Origin of the sequence: Microbulbifer discodermiae, from assembly GCF_040742695.1 — a bacterium.
Taxonomy (GTDB): Bacteria; Pseudomonadota; Gammaproteobacteria; order Pseudomonadales; family Cellvibrionaceae; genus Microbulbifer.
This window is the reverse complement of the sequence record NZ_JBFLAB010000006.1, coordinates 1-15,747: the sequence shown is the minus strand read 5'-3', so window position 1 is coordinate 15,747 and position 15,747 is coordinate 1. Positions and strand designations below refer to the sequence as shown.

Below are 15,747 nucleotides of genomic sequence, written 5' to 3'. Positions count from 1 at the left end.
CATTTACAGGTTCTAAAGCATTTTTCTCAAAATCCGCATGCCGGTTAATTCGTGCTTGATCACTGCAGCTATATGCATAAGCACCATCACACTCAGGACCATACAGCTGTAGATATGCACCTGATTAATCAGCCAGGTCACTTCTCTATCCTTAATCAGGTAGGGCAGGGAGAAGAGGTTAAAGACATTGATGTTTCTGTCCATCATCAAGACCCCTGACAGCAGTACCACTGTTGTGATGATGTAGAGCATTCGGTGCATCTGGCTCGCCAGCCACTGATTCCAGCGAGCCAGGTTATCATTTTTAGGTTTAGTATAATGAAACGCATGAAAACAGCGGAATAAAAATAATGGAATAAACAGGGTTGTTATAGAGACGTTAAAAAAGGAAACCAAATTCTTGCTGACAAGGCTGTCGGAGAGGAATGCCACGTAAAACCCACTGGCATTGGCCCAGATAATCACAGCTGCAGAAGACCAATGCAAGAAGCGCGCGCCAGGTGAATATAGATTATTCATTTTATTATCCTATGGCGGTCTATTTATTAAAATAATTTAAATTAAGATAATAAAATAAAATAGCTTAACCTTAAATGTTCCTTTCTTTAACCCGTGGAAAACGCTGTCATATTTCTAATCGCCCCGGCAGGAAAATGAATTTTCCGGTTAATAAAAAAATAACAGTGATACCTTCGTCGGCCATAAGTGGACCTGGGTTCATAAAATTCAACCATTGGCATATAAATACAGGTAAACTCCAGCAGGCTGCTGGAATTCAAAGAATTTCGACGCCTGGTACCGGAATATGGATGTTCCGGCAAAATCGACGACGCCTAAGTCGTTGATTTTGGGAGAAAAGTGAAAATCACATTTTTCGCTTTTCGTGTTTTGAATCAGGCGGGGTGCCTTTTTCAACAACCTGCCAGTTGGAATAATGGCAGCAAAACAACTTTTAATATTCTGCCCTGTTTCCCTGGGCTTGACGGGGGCAGAGGCTTGAATGGAATAACCAGCCAGGTTCTGGCTGACAGCGATAAAGTCTGAACGATCTGGTGCCCTTACTATTAAGTAAGGGGCCTCTGTCAAAGGCGCCTTCGCCGCGAGCAACCTAATTCGAGGGAGCTGCAACACTGTCGGGCAGTGGTATTGAGACTATAAATTCACTGTGGAAAAACCTGTCTACTGGCCTGACCGCATAGGGAAACCGTGCTGAATCCCATTGCCAAATTGTCCAGTCCCCACGGGTGTAGAGGAAAACAGGGGAAATGATGCGAGCACTGGTATGTAGCCAGTTCGGTACGGCCGAATCACTGGCCATTGAAGACTGGGATTTGCCGCTACTGCAGCCGCATCAGGTACGCGTCGATGTGCGTGCGGCGGGTATGAATTTTCCCGATGCGCTGATTATCGCCGGGAAATATCAGGTTAAGCCTTCACTGCCATTTGTTCCCGGTGGCGAATGCGCCGGGGTTATTAGTGCAGTGGGTGAGGAGGTTGATAATTTTCAAGTTGGCGACCGGGTGATCGCCATGCCCGGGATGGCCGCATTCGCAGAACAGGTGCAGGTGGATCGGCAGCAGCTGGTACCGATGCCGGAAAGGATGAGCTTTACCCAGGCGGCCGGTTTCTGCATCACCTACGCCACCTCCTATTATGCGCTCAAGCAGCGGGCGGATATCAGGCCCGATGAAACTCTGGCGGTGATGGGCGCCGCCGGTGGAGTGGGGGCTACCGCCATCCAGTTGGGCAAAGCCCTGGGCGCCCGTGTTATCGCCTGCGCCTCTTCCGCCGAAAAGCTGGAGTTCTGTCGCAGGATTGGCGCCGACGAATTGGTGAACTACCGCACGGAAGATTTAAAGGAGCGTATCAGGGAGCTGACCGGCGGGCGTGGTGCCGATGTGATTATGGATCCCGTGGGCGGCGACTACACGGAGCAGGCGTATCGCTCCATCGCCTGGAGTGGCCGTTACCTGGTGATTGGATTCGCCTCCGGGGACATTCCGCGTCTGCCGATGAATCTGCCGTTACTGAAAGCAGGTGACATCATGGGGGTCTTCTGGGGTAGCTGGGCACAGCGGGATCCGGACAGGAATCTGGAAAATTTCGCCGACCTACTGCAGATGGTAGAGGAGGGAAAACTCGATCCTCTGGTGACCGAGGTTTACCCGTTTGAGGACTACGCGCGGGCCTTTGCCACCATCACGGAGCGCCGCGCCCGGGGCAAGGTCATATTGTCGTTTGAATAATAAGGTGCGACTGGGTAATGGCGGGTTTGTGGCAGAACCCGGCAGGCTGTGGAAAAACAATTGCCAACAGCCTGCGAAGCTACCGCCGGGCCGGAAGGATGCGGCAGTGCAACCTCGCTTTTTGTTCCAGATCGCGGGGTAGGGCGTTTTCGCTGGACCCCCGCTGCTGTCGCCGCCATTGGTTACAGAGTTCAATATAGTTCCCCGCCTGTACTTCGCTGCGCAACGCAAACCATCTGTGGTCGACTGCTTCGGTGCCAGTCCAGGGCCGTGCACTATTGATGCCAGGGGGGGAGCGGGTGTCAGGGCGCCCAGGTATTGCGCCGGGTGGATCAGCATCGCCACTACGGCCATAGCGGCGATGCTGTTGCCCGCCGCAGTGCTCCAGGAATTGCGCTGCCTGACAGGCTTGTATCGGCGGGCCATGCGAAAAATCTGGTCGTCCAGGCAGGTTGGCGAACGGGTACTGCCCACTGCTGCTCTGTACTGCTTCTCCCACTCTCTCATACGGCGACCTCACGCACAGGCCAGGGCCGCCCTTTGGCGCCGAACAGAAATTCTTCCATCATTGCTTTTGCAGACCGATAGTGTTCAGTGCATTCACTGAGCGATATTTTCTCGATGTCAGCCGCGGTGGCCAACGATAAACCGCATTCGTTATGCAGCAGGAATAAATTTTTTTCCAGCCTGGGCAGGTGCTGTATGGCTTCGAGCAACCTGTTACCGCCGGCCGGCGGCTCCACGTGTTCGACTTTTTCCTGTCCCAGCATTTTGTTGACGCGAATATAAAGCCAATTGCGGAACAGGCGACCACAGAGTTCCGGCGGCCGCTCCAGCAGGTCCTGCCAAAGCCGCTGTGCAAGCGGGTGTGTCGCAACCGAATTGATTTGTACACAGTACCGGTAGAGCGCATCCTTGTGGCGCAGATACAGCTGGCGGAAAGCTTTGAAGTTCCGTGTCCTATGGTAGTGACCGAGGAGATCCTCGTCGCTGAGCTGTGGAAATTTACTGGGTGACAACAGCTCGCACCTCCCTGCGCAGTATGTCCTTTTCATAATCCCGAAACAGGGGAGGGTTTGCTCCGGCCTCCGCCTGGCGGCGGCACATCCCCGTGCTGCATTAACCGGGCAACTTATTGAATTGCCGGGTGAATGGCATCCAGCACCATTGCCGGTTGGTTAATTATAGATGTGCCGCTTGGTCCCTGCGGATCAGAGGTACAGCCCTACGCCAGATTTGCTGACCGGTGGTTGCCATCTGGTGTGGAGAATTCACGGGTAATGGCTTGCTTGGTGCTCCTTCCGCTCCAGTGGCAGGGAAAGCTGCTGCGGCCCGGATTCGGCGCGCAGGTCTTTTAGTTTGACCGCCAGACCCAACAGTCGGATCGCTTCAGGGCGCCTTTCCCAGCATTGCTCCATCAGGCGGAGGAATTCCGACAGGCGGCAGGAGTGGCTGGCGCGCTCCTGGGTGACGGTGGAAAAATCATTGTATTTCACTTTTATCCCGGTGCCGCTGATCTGGTAGTGATCGTCCAGATTCTCGAGTCGCTCCATCAGGCGCCCATAGAGCTCTGGCAGCTGTTGCTGCCAGTCGGCGAGGGTCGGCAGGTCTTCGCTGAAAGTGTGTTCGACACTGACGCTTTTGCGCGAGCCGTCACTTTCGACAGGGCGGTTGTCGATGCCCCGGCACAGTTCGTACAGACGTCCGCCAAACTTGCCGTAGGATTTGGCCAGCTCCAATTGCGACAGTTGGCGCAGGTCGGCGCAGGTGTGAATACCGTCGCGACGCATTTTGTCCGCGGTGACCTTCCCTACACCATGGATTTTGGCTACCGGCAGGCGGAGAATAAAGGTGTCGACGGCATCCGGCTCTATAACAGTGAGACTGTCGGGTTTGCGCCAGTCGCTGGCAATTTTGGCCAAAAACTTGTTTGGCGCCACCCCGGCCGACACGGTGATGCCCTGGGTATCCTTGACCTTTTGCCGGATCTCCCGGGCGATCAGTGTGGCACTGCCCTGGCAGTGGCCGCTCTCGGATACGTCCACATAGGCTTCATCCAGGGACAAAGGCTCCACCAGTTCACTGTACTCGAGGAAAATTTCACGGATATTTGTCCCCACCTGCCGATACTTTTTCATATTACCGGGTACTACAATCAGGTCGGGACACAGCCTTTTTGCCTGGGCCGTCGGCATGGCGGAGTGTACGCCGTAACTGCGGGCTTCGTAGTTGCAGGTAGAGACCACACCGCGCCGGTCACTGCTGCCGCCCACGGCCAGCGGTCGTCCCCGCAAAGAGGGATCGTCGCGCATTTCCACGGAGGCGTAGAAGCAGTCACAGTCGAAGTGGATGATCTTGCGCATGCTGGGATTATATCCAGTATTTGCAATTTTCGGAAACTGCGCCGGTAGCCGGGGAAGCCGGGGCACATGAGCACAGGGCCAACACTATGGACCGGATAACACTGGTTGAGAGTTCTGCGGATAAGCGGGTTGCAGCGATATTTCAGGAAATTCTCGACGAAAAGGGGTGTATTCCGAATATCTATCGGGCTTACGCCCACGATCCCCGCCTGCTCGAAACCAATTGGTCCAGGTTCAAGGCCCTGATGATCGGCGGCTGCCTGTCGGTGGTACTGAAGGAGTGTATAGCGCTGGTGGTGGCGACGGACAATCAGTGTGATTACTTTATCCGCCGCCACACCGCGGTTTTGCAGGAGCTGGGAGTGGATCCACAGGAGGTGCTGCGTATCCGAACCCATCCCGATGAACCCCATCTGTCTCCCAAGGACCATGCACTGCTGGAGCTGGCACGCTATGCCAATCTGACGCCCTATGATCACGGCGAGCGATGGCTGGACGCAGCCCAGGCCCAGGGGGCCAGCGACGAGGAGATTGTCGAAGCCCTGGGGATGATGGAGTGGTATGCGGGAGCCAGCAAGCTCGCCGCCATCCTCAATCTGCCTTCCGACTACTAGCAGGTTGTTGACAAAGCACTCCCCGGCTTTCCTCAACCCGGGTTTGCGGCGCATGTCCGACAAATCAAGCAGTTATATGATTGATTTGCGGCCCGAACATTCCTGATTGGGGCAGCAGGCTGCTGAAAAACACTTTTCCAACAGTCTGCCAGGGAACGCCTGATTTATTCAGAGGTTCCCCAGGGCCAGGCCACTAAAATAAGTTGCCGGATTCATGGGATACAGGGATGTGCCTCAGCCGAGTCGCGGCCGGCGACAATCCAATTGATGAAGAATCATCTATTGAATGGTCGGGCTGATAGTATGAACAGGGCCTGGCTTTCAGCCGATTAGCTCCAGCAACAGTATATTGAGAAACGGATAGCTGCTATTTGAAATGCCGCAGCTGAGAACAATCCGCAGACTGAAGCATAGATGTATGTTGCTCCAACGCTCAACACTCACCTTCCACGGGTTTCGACTCCTCTACCTGGGGTAGCTGGTCAATTTTGGGCGTGCGCGGGCGGGGTACGATCATTTCGCGGACCCGTCGGGTGCCTGGTCTCTGTCCTGAACTCGGGCAGAGTGTGCTGTGAGTGCCAAATCCTTGATGAACTCGATTGTCGCGTCCCTACCGCTGCGCAGTTGCTCGGCACTGGGTGCGAATACATGATCAGGCACCACACCACGCCATTTCCTGTCGCCGCTGGGGCGCAGCAGGGCACGTGTCGGTGCGAAAGCCCGCAGCTGCGTGTGCGGAAGATTAAAGAAATAGATCTGGCCAGTCTGGTTGGCGAAACCGGCGGTTTCCTCACCGACCAGGGTGCCTACGCCGCAGTCCTGAACAGCGGTCGCCATCACGATGCCAGCGGAATAGGTATAGGGGCCTATGAGTAGATAGACTTTGCCCGGGAAGCGCCTGGATTCAGATTCAGGATAAACGGTTACACTGCCGCCGGCGGGCACGAGGTCGCCAGGCTTTCCTTTCGAGAAGAGACCACTCGCGCTCTTGTCGTTCAACTTTTCCATTACCTCCGACACCAGACCGCACTCCTTCGGAGCCAGCCGCGCCAGCAGGGTTTCGACATTGTCTGTAGAACCGCCGGGATTGCGACGAATGTCCACCACGATCGCCCGGGTCTCCTCCTCCTGTGCGGTATCGACCGCCTGCGTGATCGCCCGCTTGAAGTCACCCTTGTCGCCGCCGAAATAGGATACGTCGAGATAACCGACCTTGTGGCCCAGCGAACGATAGGCCAGGTTGACACCGCCGCTTTCCTCGATCTCCTTCACCTTGCGGTTGAACGCCTCGTGGGACATGCCGGCGATCTGAGCCGATCGGACCATACCGTCGATCTCGTAGCCGACGCGGAAGTCGGTGTGGAAATCGTAGAAGTGCCACAGTAGCGTCGAGAAGTGCGACGCGGCGATCTGCTCGCGCAGCACTTGGCTCTCGCCACGGGTATAGCGCGCCATTGTTGCGAGTATCTCGGGCACGGGTATGCCATTGACGTCCAACAGGCGGACGCCAGCTGGGAGTGCACCCGTCGACGAGTAGTCGTTCTTCACAAACAGGCCCGCCGCAGTCGCGGACACGGTCATTGGGAACACCTGGCCGCCATTTTCGGTGAAGCGGTCGAATTCCGGATAGGGATAGAAAACACCCGCGTGGCCGTCGCGGAATTTCTCCGTCGCGACGCCAATCAGCCGGTGAAACTCACGCCGGTTCATCGGCCGGTCGATGCCCGCGAGCAGCGATGTTAGCAGCGCGAGGCGTTCCTGCTCTGGCAGGCGCGCGTTGAGATCAGGATGCAACTCATGGAGTCTGGCGAATAGGTATTCGACATCCTCGCGGAGCTGGTCTTCGGGAAACACCCGATCCATCACGGACTCGTCCTCAAGTTCCAAATAGACTTGCTGGTGCTCCCCCCGGCAAGCGGTCACCAGTAGTATGACTGCGAGACCAATCCCGCGGGAGACAATGCGAAAATTCATATGCGATCTCGGATTGTGGGTGCCGGAGATGCCGCGGGGCGGCTGTTACCGCTCCGTGGACACTGTAGAGGTTCGATTATTCATACCGCAGCGGCCTCAGCGGGGCCGCCTTCGAGGTCGAGTGGGACACTGAGCTATAGAGGCCAAACACTGTGATGGCCGGGCCCGGGCGGCGGCGCTCGTCCCAGGCCCCAAGCCATTCCGAAGCAACCCTACTCGCTTCTGACCACCGCCTCATCCATATCCCTGTTCAGCAGCGATGCCAGCCGGCGCCGCTGGCGCGCGGCAAATGCGCTGATATCCTGCCCGATCGCATAGAGTGACGGCACCAGCAGCAGGGTGACGAAGAAGGCCACGAACACACCGGAGGCCAGCGCCACCACGATCGGCTGCAGGAAGGCCGCCTGGATACTCCGCTCCAGCATCATCGGCAACAGGCCGACAATGGTGGTGACGGTGGTCAGGAGGATGGGCCGGAAGCGCGCGACACCCGCCTCCACAATGGCTTTAAGGGGTTTCATGCCCCCGTCGCGCAAGCGGTTGCAGTGGTCCATCAACACTAGGTTGTCGTTCACCACCACCCCGGCAGCGGCAGCGATACCGAAGTAGCTGAAAATGGCCATGGTCATGCCGGTCACCGCATGGCCAAAGATGGCGCCCACAAACGCGAAGGGAATCGCGATCAGGATCAGGATCGGCTGGGAATAGCTGCGGAAGGCGATGGCCAGCAGACTGTACATGGCAAAGAAGGCGGTGGTGTAGAGTTTTAGAACCTCCTGAATAAAGCGTTTTTCCCCCTCGGCCTGACCCACGGCACCGCGAATAATGCCCGGGTAGCGCTTTTCCCAGTCGGGAAAGAAATTTTCATCCAGATCCTTCATGATGTCGCCGCGCACATCGTCCTTCAGGTCCGCCATCACCCGCGCCGCGCGATTGCCGTTCCAGCGCTGGATGCGCTTGATACCTGGCGCATATTCGAGGTCGGCCACTGCCAGCAGGGGCACCTCGCGGCCGTCGGCGGTACGCACGCGAAAGTCCTTGAGACTCTCGATGGAGCGGCGCGAAGCCAGGGGGTAGCGTACCATCACCTTGACGTCCTGACCGGCGCGCGGCAGGCGCTGCACTTCTTCACCGAAGTAGGCCTGGCGCACCTGGCGATTCACTTCCGCCAGGGTGAGCCCGAGTTTGGTCGCACCGGGTTTCAGGTCGATGCGGATTTCCTCGGAGGCGCCCTCGAGATTGTTGCGTACGTCGTACAGGCTTTCGTAACTGCGCAGTTGGGTTTCCAGATCCGCGGTGGCGGCACGCAGCACGTCCAGGTCCGGGTGGCGGATGGACAGCTCGAAGCCGGGACCGTTGTCGTTGAGCGAATAGCGCACCGAGACCTCTTTGGCATCGGGAATCTCGCCGATCAGCTCCCGCAGTCGCAGGGCGGCGTCCTTGGCGGACATATCGCGCACTTCCGGTGGAGCCAGCTGCACTATGGCGATCACACTGTCGCGCCGGGAGCGGGTATACCAGTTCTCGATGAGGACGCCCTGGCCGTCGGTGCGCTGGTTTACCTCTTCCTCCAGGCGCTTTTCCGCGTCCTGCAATTGCGCCAGTATCTCCAGTGCGCGGCTATAGGGCGCACCCTCGGGCATCACCACATTGACGATCACCTCGTCGGATTCGATGTCGGGCATAAAGCTTTTCTTTACCCAGCCGCTGCCAAACATGCCCATGCCGATCATCAGGGTGGCGATAAAAATACTCAGGGTCAGGTAGCGACGGTTGACTGCCCACTGGCCGATGCGGCGGTAGTGATTTTGGGCGAACAGGACTATGCCGTCGGCAATGCGTTTTTGTACCCGTCCAAACCTGCCCAGTTTGGTGCGCGGTTTGAGGTTGCGCAAATGCGCCGGCAGGATAAACAGGCATTCGACCAGGGAAAACACCAGTGCGAGGATTACCACCCAGGTGATATGGCGGGTGAACTCACTGGTGGAGCCGGGCAGAAAGATCCACGGCAAAAAGGCGAGGATGGTGGTCACCACCGCGAAGACGACCGGCTTGGCCACCAGCTGGGTGCCCAATGTCGCGGCGCGCAGGCTGCCGCCCGGCCCCTGGTGCTCCGGGAGGTGGGACTGGGTATGGATACTTTCCCCCACCACTATGGCGTCGTCGACCACGATACCCAGCACCAGCAGGAAGGCGAATGTGGACAGCATATTGAGGGATACACCCACGCTGGGCAGCAATACAAAGGCGCCGGCGTAGGCAGTGGCGATACCTATCGCCACCCAGAAGGCCACCTTGGGGCGCAGGCTGAACACCAGCACCAGCATAACCAACAGCAGCCCCTGAAAAGCGGAGGTCCCTATGGTCTCCATGCGACCTTTGAAGTCCTCGGCGTTATCGGTCCACAGGGTGAGTTGGGCTCCGGCCGGCAGTGTTTCGCGCCGCTCCTCGATCCACTGGCGGATGGAGTCGGAAGCGGCGACGATATTCATGGTCTCGGTGGTCATCACCTGCAACAGCACCGCCGGCTCGCCGTTCAGGGTGGCGAGGATTTCATTGTCCTCGAAGCCGTCCACCACTCTGGCGATATCGCCGATGCGAATGGTGCCCCCATCTGCGGTCTGCCGCACGATGATACTGGCAAACTCCCGCTCCGTATCTGCCTGGTTGCGGACTTTGAGCTGGTAGCTGCCCACCTCGGTGCGCACCGTGCCGGCGGACTGGTTGAGGGAGTCGGCGCGGATAGCGTCTGCAACTTCCTGAAAGGTCATGCCGTAGCGGCGCAACGCCTGTTCGCTGACCTCGATGGAGACTTCCTCCATACGGGTGCCGAACAGTTCCACCACCGAAATAGCCGGCAGGGCCACCGCCTCGCGCCGCAACTGCTCCGCCAGGCGCTTCAGCTCCCGCTCGCTCAAGTCGCCGTGTACCGCCACGCGGATATATTCGTCGCGGTTTACCCACTGGCGTACCTGCGGCGGCTCTATGCTGCGGGGGAAGGAGGAGATACTGTCGACACGGATTTTGACCTCGTTCATAAAACGGGGGAAATCGACGTCGGTATCCGCCAGTATATAGACGCCTCCATAACCTTCCGCCGAGGTGGAGCGCACCCACTCGATATTGTCCAGGTCGCTGACCGCCTCCTCGATCCGGGCGACAATCTGCTCTTCCACTTCCTGCGGCGCCGCCCCCGGCCAGGAGACCTCGATTTCCAGGCCCGGGAAACGCACCTGCGGGTCCATTTCCCGCTCCATGATGCCAAAGCCCATGAAGCCGGTGACGAAAATCCCCAACATCATCAGGTTGGCGGCCACGCTGTTGCGCGCCCACCATTCGATTAACTTATTCATGCGCGCTTTCCGTTGTTATTTTTGAGCCAGTTGGGTGACGGGCTGCACCTGCATTCCATCCACGGCATTGGCAATAGTGGAGGTCACCACCTTTTCCCCGTCGGCCACCCCGGAGGCCACCACCACACGGTTTTCCGAGGTGGACATCACCTCCACGGTGCGGATGTCCAGGCGGTTGTCCCCGTCGATGACGTAGACCTTATCGGCGTTGCGCAGGGCTTCCCGCGGCAATACCAGCGCCTGGTGCGGTTGCATACCTTCCGCCTTCGCGGTCACAAACAGCCCCGCAGCCAGGGGCACCCCGTCGCTGGCGCCTTTGCCATAGGGGTCCCGCACTTCCGCTATGGCATAAATCAGGCGTGTCTGCTGGTCGATGGCCGCCTGGGTGCGCACTATGCGCCCCTGCCACTGGTGCAGTGTTCCGCCAAATTGCGCCGACAGCTGCACCGCCGGTCCCGGGTGTGCGCCGGTGGCGACAAAACCCATGGGCAGGCCCAGTTCCACCAGTTGCGAGTCGGTCAGCGGCAGGCGCACCTCCACACGGTCGGTGGCAAACACCCGCCCCAGGGGCGTGCCGGCACTCACATACTGGCCCTCGCCGACGATGCGGCTGATCACACGGCCGCGAAACGGCAATTTGATCTGGGTGCGCCGGAGATTGGTCTTGGCGTCGCTGAGCTCCGCTTTCGCGGACCGCAGCATGGCTTCCGCCTCCGCCACCTGCGGCTCATTGACCTGAAGGGGCGTCGGCTCCCGGTTGGGATCGGCCGCCAGCCACTGCTGGCGTTTGATACTGGCCTGGGCCCTGGCCTGCAGCAAAAGGACCTCGGCCTGTGCCACACTCGCTTCGGCGCGGGCTACGGCCAATCGGTAATCGGCGTCATCCAGCTCTACCAGTGCCTCCCCTGCGTTGAACCCCGCGCCTTCGGCGAAGTTGTCCGAAATAGAGGAAATGCGTCCGGAAACCTGAGGTGTGAGATCTATCTCGGTGTGCGGACGTACTTCCCCCTGTGTGGTGACCGTCAGTCTTACAGATTCCTCCCGGGCCTCCGCATACAGCAGCGACACCAGGCGCTGTTCCTCCTCTTTCTTCTCCGGTTCCGGTTTCGCGGAGAACATTAATTGCACAGCCCCAAAGCCCAGAGCCAGCACCGCGACCGGTGCTGCAGCCTTTAAATATTTGTTTTTCATTGCGTCCTTCTTGCCTGAATTGCCAGATTCGCCGACGGCGGTCATCATCGTCGCCCGATTCCCTCAAGAGTACAAAATCTCAAGGGTTCCCCGGGCCCTGGATGCCAGCGATTCTATTGACGGGATGGCAGGGGGATTTGGATGCAGTGTGCCGCAAAATTTATCCGCCAGTGGACACAATGCGGCGGACGGAGTGACTTGTTCCCCGATAGTCTGACCCGGAGCAAGGGGGCATAAAAAAGCCGCCCCGGCGGGCGGCTTTCGGCACTGTAACTACCGGCCCCGGGGCTCAGCGCTCCAGCTGCTCCAGCTTGCCTTTTTTCCCGTCCCATTCGTCGGCATCGGGCAGTGGGTCTTTCTTTTCCGTGATATTGGGCCAGATCTCCGCAAGCTCGGCGTTCAGCTCGATGAATTCCTGCTGGTCATCCGGCACTTCATCCTCGGAGAAAATAGCGTTGGCGGGGCACTCCGGCTCGCACAGGGCGCAGTCGATACATTCGTCCGGGTGAATGACCAGAAAGTTGGGGCCCTCATAGAAGCAGTCCACCGGGCACACTTCCACACAGTCGGTGTATTTGCATTTGATGCAGTTTTCCCCAATTACGAATGTCATGTCTGTCCCTCAAAGCTGCGTTCTGGTCACCGCCGGCAGGGTGTTGGCGGTGCGGTACGGCTGCGGATTTTAGCAATTACTGGCGCCAATTGTAGAGGCTTTTCAGCCCAAACGGCTGACTGCTTATAACAAGTTTCGCAGAGCGTATAACTGCTGCAGAGCCTGTCGTGGGGTCAGCTCATCCGGGTCCAGGCCCGCCAGTGCTTCCACCGCCGGGTGGGGCGGCGCTGCAAAAAGATCCACCTGCCGGGGTGTGTCCGTCGCGGGTGGATTCGACTGCGTTGTCAGCGCCGGGTCGGCGGTGGCCTGGCCCGCCATTGTCGAGGTCTGGGAGTCGTCGGCCTCCAGGGCCTGCAGCCGCTGTTGCGCCTCTGCCAGGACCGGCTCCGGGACCCCCGCCAGCCTGGCCACCTGCAGGCCGTAGCTCTTGGACGCGGGCCCCTCCTCAATCTTGTGCAGAAAGACAATGTCATCGCCGTGCTCAGTGGCGTTCAGGTGGATATTGGCGGCGGCCTGACACTGTTCCGGCAGCGCCGTCAGCTCGAAGTAATGGGTTGCGAACAAGGTGAAGGCCCGCACACTACCGGCTAGGTAGTGGGCGCAGGCCCAGGCCAGCGAGAGGCCGTCGTAGGTGCTGGTGCCGCGGCCGATCTCGTCCATCAGCACCAGGCTGTTGGTACTCGCATTGCGCAATATATGGGCCGTTTCGGTCATTTCCACCATAAAAGTCGAGCGGCCGCCGGCCAGGTCGTCGGCGCTGCCGATGCGGGTAAAGATCCGGTCCAGCAGGCCGATGCGGGCGGATTCCGCCGGCACATAGCTGCCGCAGTGGGCCAGCAGTGCAATCAGCGCCGTCTGGCGCATATAGGTGGATTTACCCCCCATATTGGGGCCCGTAATCACCAGCATGCGGCGCTTGTCGTGCAGGCGGACATCGTTAGCCACGAAAGGCTCATCGAGCACCTGTTCCACCACCGGGTGGCGGCCCCCCACGATATCCAGCCCCGGGTCCGCGCTCAACTGCGGGCGGCACAGGCGCAGGTCGTCCGCGCGCTCTGCCAGGCAGGCGAGCACATCCAGTTGGGCGACCCCTGCCGCGGCGGCCTGCAGTTCCGGCAGGGATTCGTTCAGCTGGTCGATCAGGTCTTCATACAGGGCTTTTTCCCGCGCCAGGGCGCGGCTCTTGGCGGACAAAGCCTTGTCTTCGAACTCCTTTAGTTCCGGGGTAATAAAACGCTCCGCGTTTTTAAGCGTCTGTCGGCGGATATATTCCGCCGGCGCCTTGTCGCTCTGCCCGCGGCTGATTTCAATAAAATAGCCGTGTACCCGGTTGTAACCCACCTTTAGGGTGGGGATGCCGGTGCGCTCCTTTTCCCGCTGTTCCAGCTGCAGCAGATAGTCGCCCGCGTTTTCGCTGATAGCGCGCAGCTCATCCAACTCACTGTCGTGACCAGTGGCAATAACGCCGCCGTCGCGAATCACCACGGGCGGGTTTTCCACCAGGGCGGTCTGCAGCAGGCTCACCGTCTGCGGCCATTCACCAATCTGGCCGCCCAGCGTCTCCAACAGCGGCGAGCGGTTTTCCGCCAGTTGCTGCTGGATGGCCGGAAACTGCGCCAGGGAAGCGCCCAGCCGAACCAGGTCCCGGGGCCGTGCGGAGCGCAGCGCCAGGCGGCCGAGGATACGCTCCATGTCGCCAACCGGTTTCAGCGACTCCCGCAACGGCTCGAATGCGTAGCCGTCGATTAGTGTGGCGATGGCGTCCTGCCGCTGGTCCAGTGTCGAGGGTTGGCGCAGTGGATTGTTCAGCCAGCGTCGCAACATACGGCTGCCCATGGAAGTCTGACAGCTGTCGAATACCGACAGCAGTGTATTCTGATCCCCTCCGCTCAGGTTCTGGTCGATTTCCAGATTGCGGCGGCTGGCGCCGTCCAGGGCCACAGTCTCATCGTCGGTTTCGGTAGTGAGGCTGCGAATATGGGGCAGGTCGGTGCGCTGGGTGTCCCGTGCATAGTGCAGCAGACAGCCCGCGGCCATGATGGCGCCGTGCAGGTGGCTGCAGCCGAAAGCTTCAAGGTTCAGGGTGCCGAACTGCTGGTTCAGCAGGCGCAGGGCGGTCTCCAGCTCGAACTCCCAGGGGGCCCGGCGGCGCAGGCCGGTGCGGCGCGAAACCTCCGCGGGCAGATTCAGATCCTCCGGTACCAGCAGTTCCGCCGGTTCGTGTCGCTGTACCTGTGCCGCCAGCGCCGCCGTGGAATCGAGTTCCTGGACCACGAAACGGCCCGTAGCCAGATCCAGCAGCGCCAGGCCGAACCGGTCGCCGTGGTTGGCGATGGCGCCCAGCAGATTGTCGCGGCGGTCGTTGAGCAGGGCTTCGTCGGTGACGGTGCCTGGGGTCACGATACGCACCACCTGTCGCTCCACCGGCCCCTTGCTGGTGGCCGGGTCGCCAATCTGCTCGCAGATTGCCACCGACACCCCCGCCTTGATCAGTCGCGCGAGATAGCCGTCCGCCGCGTGATAGGGAATGCCCGCCATGGGAATCGGTTGTCCGCCGGATTTGCCCCGCGAGGTGAGGGTGACATCCAGCAGTTCCGCCGCCTTCTTGGCGTCGTCGTAGAAAAGTTCGTAAAAGTCGCCCATGCGGTAAAACACCAGCTCCGCCGGGTGCTGGGCCTTAATGCGCAGATATTGCTGCATCATCGGCGTATGTTGCGAAGTCTTTGATTTTATTGCATTTTTTTCCAATTTAATGCCTATTTTGTAATGGGTGTTCAAGACTCGGGGCGGCTACATTATCAGTTTACCGGAGGCGAATGTAGCATTCCTGCATAGATGGACTGGTGTGTCCTGCTAGGGCCTGTTCACACTAACTGAGATAGCACTGCTGCTTCAGGTTTTGTGGCCTGCAAGGCAGGAACCTCGCTCCTCTTGCCTCGATTGGCACCTTTTCTGTCACAACAGGGCCAACTCCGTTAATGTGAACAGGCCCTGGTCTCTGAGCATCAATGCCGGCACGTTTAGCATCCGTTAATGATTTCTCCTTAATGTCGTGGATAGTGGTGTGTTCCACTCCAGCTTTCAGTCTGGCTCGGTTAAAAGCGTCTCGGATGGCTCGATAGCTGTATGGGGTGCGCTTGTCATGGGTGTGGAATAGATAGAGGCACATGACTTTGGGAAGTTGTTTAGCCTCTCCAAAAAGCCCAGGAGGCTCGTTTTTTTGGCCCGAGGCATGTAAAGCGGGATTTCACCTAGGGCCTGTTAACACTAATTTTGATAAAATCTGCGTTTATGGAAATCACAAAATCGCAATTCAAAATTATCGAACACCTGCTGCCTTTACAGCGAGGTAACGTCAAAATACCGAATATACAGGTCATAAACGCTGTTTTG

General features: G+C 58.6%; 11 protein-coding genes. 2 read left to right on the top strand and 9 right to left on the bottom strand.

The features are described from left to right. Positions 1-12: 12 nt before the first annotated feature. Complete coding sequence (locus tag AB1S50_RS03490) at positions 13-519, bottom strand: cytochrome b (protein ID WP_367149038.1); 507 nt, start codon at positions 517-519, stop codon at positions 13-15. 207 nt (positions 520-726) lie between these two features. Continuing rightward, positions 727-1,086: a hypothetical protein gene (locus AB1S50_RS03485; protein WP_367149037.1), complete on the bottom strand. Its 360-nt coding sequence runs from the start codon at positions 1,084-1,086 to the stop codon at positions 727-729. Between the two features lie 179 nt (positions 1,087-1,265). On the opposite strand from AB1S50_RS03485, the gene AB1S50_RS03480 reads away from it, so the two are divergent. After that, positions 1,266-2,246 carry an NADPH:quinone oxidoreductase family protein gene (locus tag AB1S50_RS03480; RefSeq protein WP_455363730.1) on the top strand — a complete coding sequence of 327 codons (981 nt, stop codon included), beginning with the start codon at positions 1,266-1,268 and terminating at the stop codon, positions 2,244-2,246. Positions 2,247-2,749: 503 nt separating this feature from the next. Here the strand turns inward: AB1S50_RS03480 and AB1S50_RS03475 are convergent. Both AB1S50_RS03475 and dinB read right to left on the bottom strand, forming a co-directional pair. Continuing rightward, positions 2,750-3,265: an RNA polymerase sigma factor gene (locus tag AB1S50_RS03475; RefSeq protein ID WP_367149036.1), complete on the bottom strand. Its 516-nt coding sequence runs from the start codon at positions 3,263-3,265 to the stop codon at positions 2,750-2,752. Between the two features lie 252 nt (positions 3,266-3,517). Beyond that, the gene (gene dinB / locus AB1S50_RS03470) at positions 3,518-4,609 is read right to left on the bottom strand and encodes a DNA polymerase IV (protein WP_367149035.1); all 1,092 of its coding nucleotides are present in this window, start codon (positions 4,607-4,609) and stop codon (positions 3,518-3,520) included. An 86-nt stretch (positions 4,610-4,695) separates the two neighbouring features. Between dinB and AB1S50_RS03465 the strand changes: the two genes are divergently transcribed. Beyond that, on the top strand, positions 4,696-5,223 hold the full coding sequence (locus tag AB1S50_RS03465; RefSeq protein ID WP_367149034.1) for a carboxymuconolactone decarboxylase family protein: 528 nt from the start codon (positions 4,696-4,698) through the stop codon (positions 5,221-5,223). Between the two features lie 513 nt (positions 5,224-5,736). On the opposite strand, the gene AB1S50_RS03460 is transcribed toward AB1S50_RS03465, so the two are convergent. The 5 genes from AB1S50_RS03460 to mutS all read right to left on the bottom strand — a co-directional run bounded on the left by AB1S50_RS03460 (position 5,737) and on the right by mutS (position 15,057). Further along, positions 5,737-7,197, bottom strand: a complete 1,461-nt coding sequence (locus AB1S50_RS03460; RefSeq protein ID WP_367149032.1) for a S41 family peptidase — start codon at positions 7,195-7,197, stop codon at positions 5,737-5,739. 212 nt (positions 7,198-7,409) lie between these two features. Next, entirely contained in the window at positions 7,410-10,550 is a 3,141-nt protein-coding gene (locus AB1S50_RS03455) for an efflux RND transporter permease subunit (protein WP_367149031.1), read from the bottom strand. A gap of 15 nt (positions 10,551-10,565) precedes the next feature. Next, a complete protein-coding gene (locus AB1S50_RS03450; protein WP_367149029.1) occupies positions 10,566-11,741 on the bottom strand; it encodes an efflux RND transporter periplasmic adaptor subunit in 1,176 nt (391 codons plus the stop codon). Positions 11,742-12,030: 289 nt separating this feature from the next. Beyond that, a complete protein-coding gene (gene fdxA, locus AB1S50_RS03445) occupies positions 12,031-12,354 on the bottom strand; it encodes a ferredoxin FdxA (protein ID WP_367149028.1) in 324 nt (107 codons plus the stop codon). A 123-nt stretch (positions 12,355-12,477) separates the two neighbouring features. Continuing rightward, positions 12,478-15,057, bottom strand: a complete 2,580-nt coding sequence (mutS, locus tag AB1S50_RS03440) for a DNA mismatch repair protein MutS (RefSeq protein WP_367149026.1) — start codon at positions 15,055-15,057, stop codon at positions 12,478-12,480. Positions 15,058-15,747: the final 690 nt, after the last annotated feature.

Excerpts from the sequence above, each read along its gene's own strand:
- AB1S50_RS03490 (WP_367149038.1), bottom strand. The coding sequence starts at position 519 with ATGAATAATCTATATTCACCTGGCGCGCGCTTCTTGCATTGGTCTTCT.
- AB1S50_RS03455 (WP_367149031.1), bottom strand. The coding sequence starts at position 10,550 with ATGAATAAGTTAATCGAATGGTGGGCGCGCAACAGCGTGGCCGCCAAC.
- fdxA (WP_367149028.1), bottom strand. The coding sequence starts at position 12,354 with ATGACATTCGTAATTGGGGAAAACTGCATCAAATGCAAATACACCGAC.
- AB1S50_RS03465 (WP_367149034.1), top strand. The coding sequence starts at position 4,696 with ATGGACCGGATAACACTGGTTGAGAGTTCTGCGGATAAGCGGGTTGCA.
- AB1S50_RS03480 (WP_455363730.1), top strand. The coding sequence starts at position 1,266 with ATGATGCGAGCACTGGTATGTAGCCAGTTCGGTACGGCCGAATCACTG.
- AB1S50_RS03460 (WP_367149032.1), bottom strand. The coding sequence starts at position 7,197 with ATGAATTTTCGCATTGTCTCCCGCGGGATTGGTCTCGCAGTCATACTA.
- AB1S50_RS03450 (WP_367149029.1), bottom strand. The coding sequence starts at position 11,741 with ATGAAAAACAAATATTTAAAGGCTGCAGCACCGGTCGCGGTGCTGGCT.
- dinB (WP_367149035.1), bottom strand. The coding sequence starts at position 4,609 with ATGCGCAAGATCATCCACTTCGACTGTGACTGCTTCTACGCCTCCGTG.
- mutS (WP_367149026.1), bottom strand. The coding sequence starts at position 15,057 with ATGATGCAGCAATATCTGCGCATTAAGGCCCAGCACCCGGCGGAGCTG.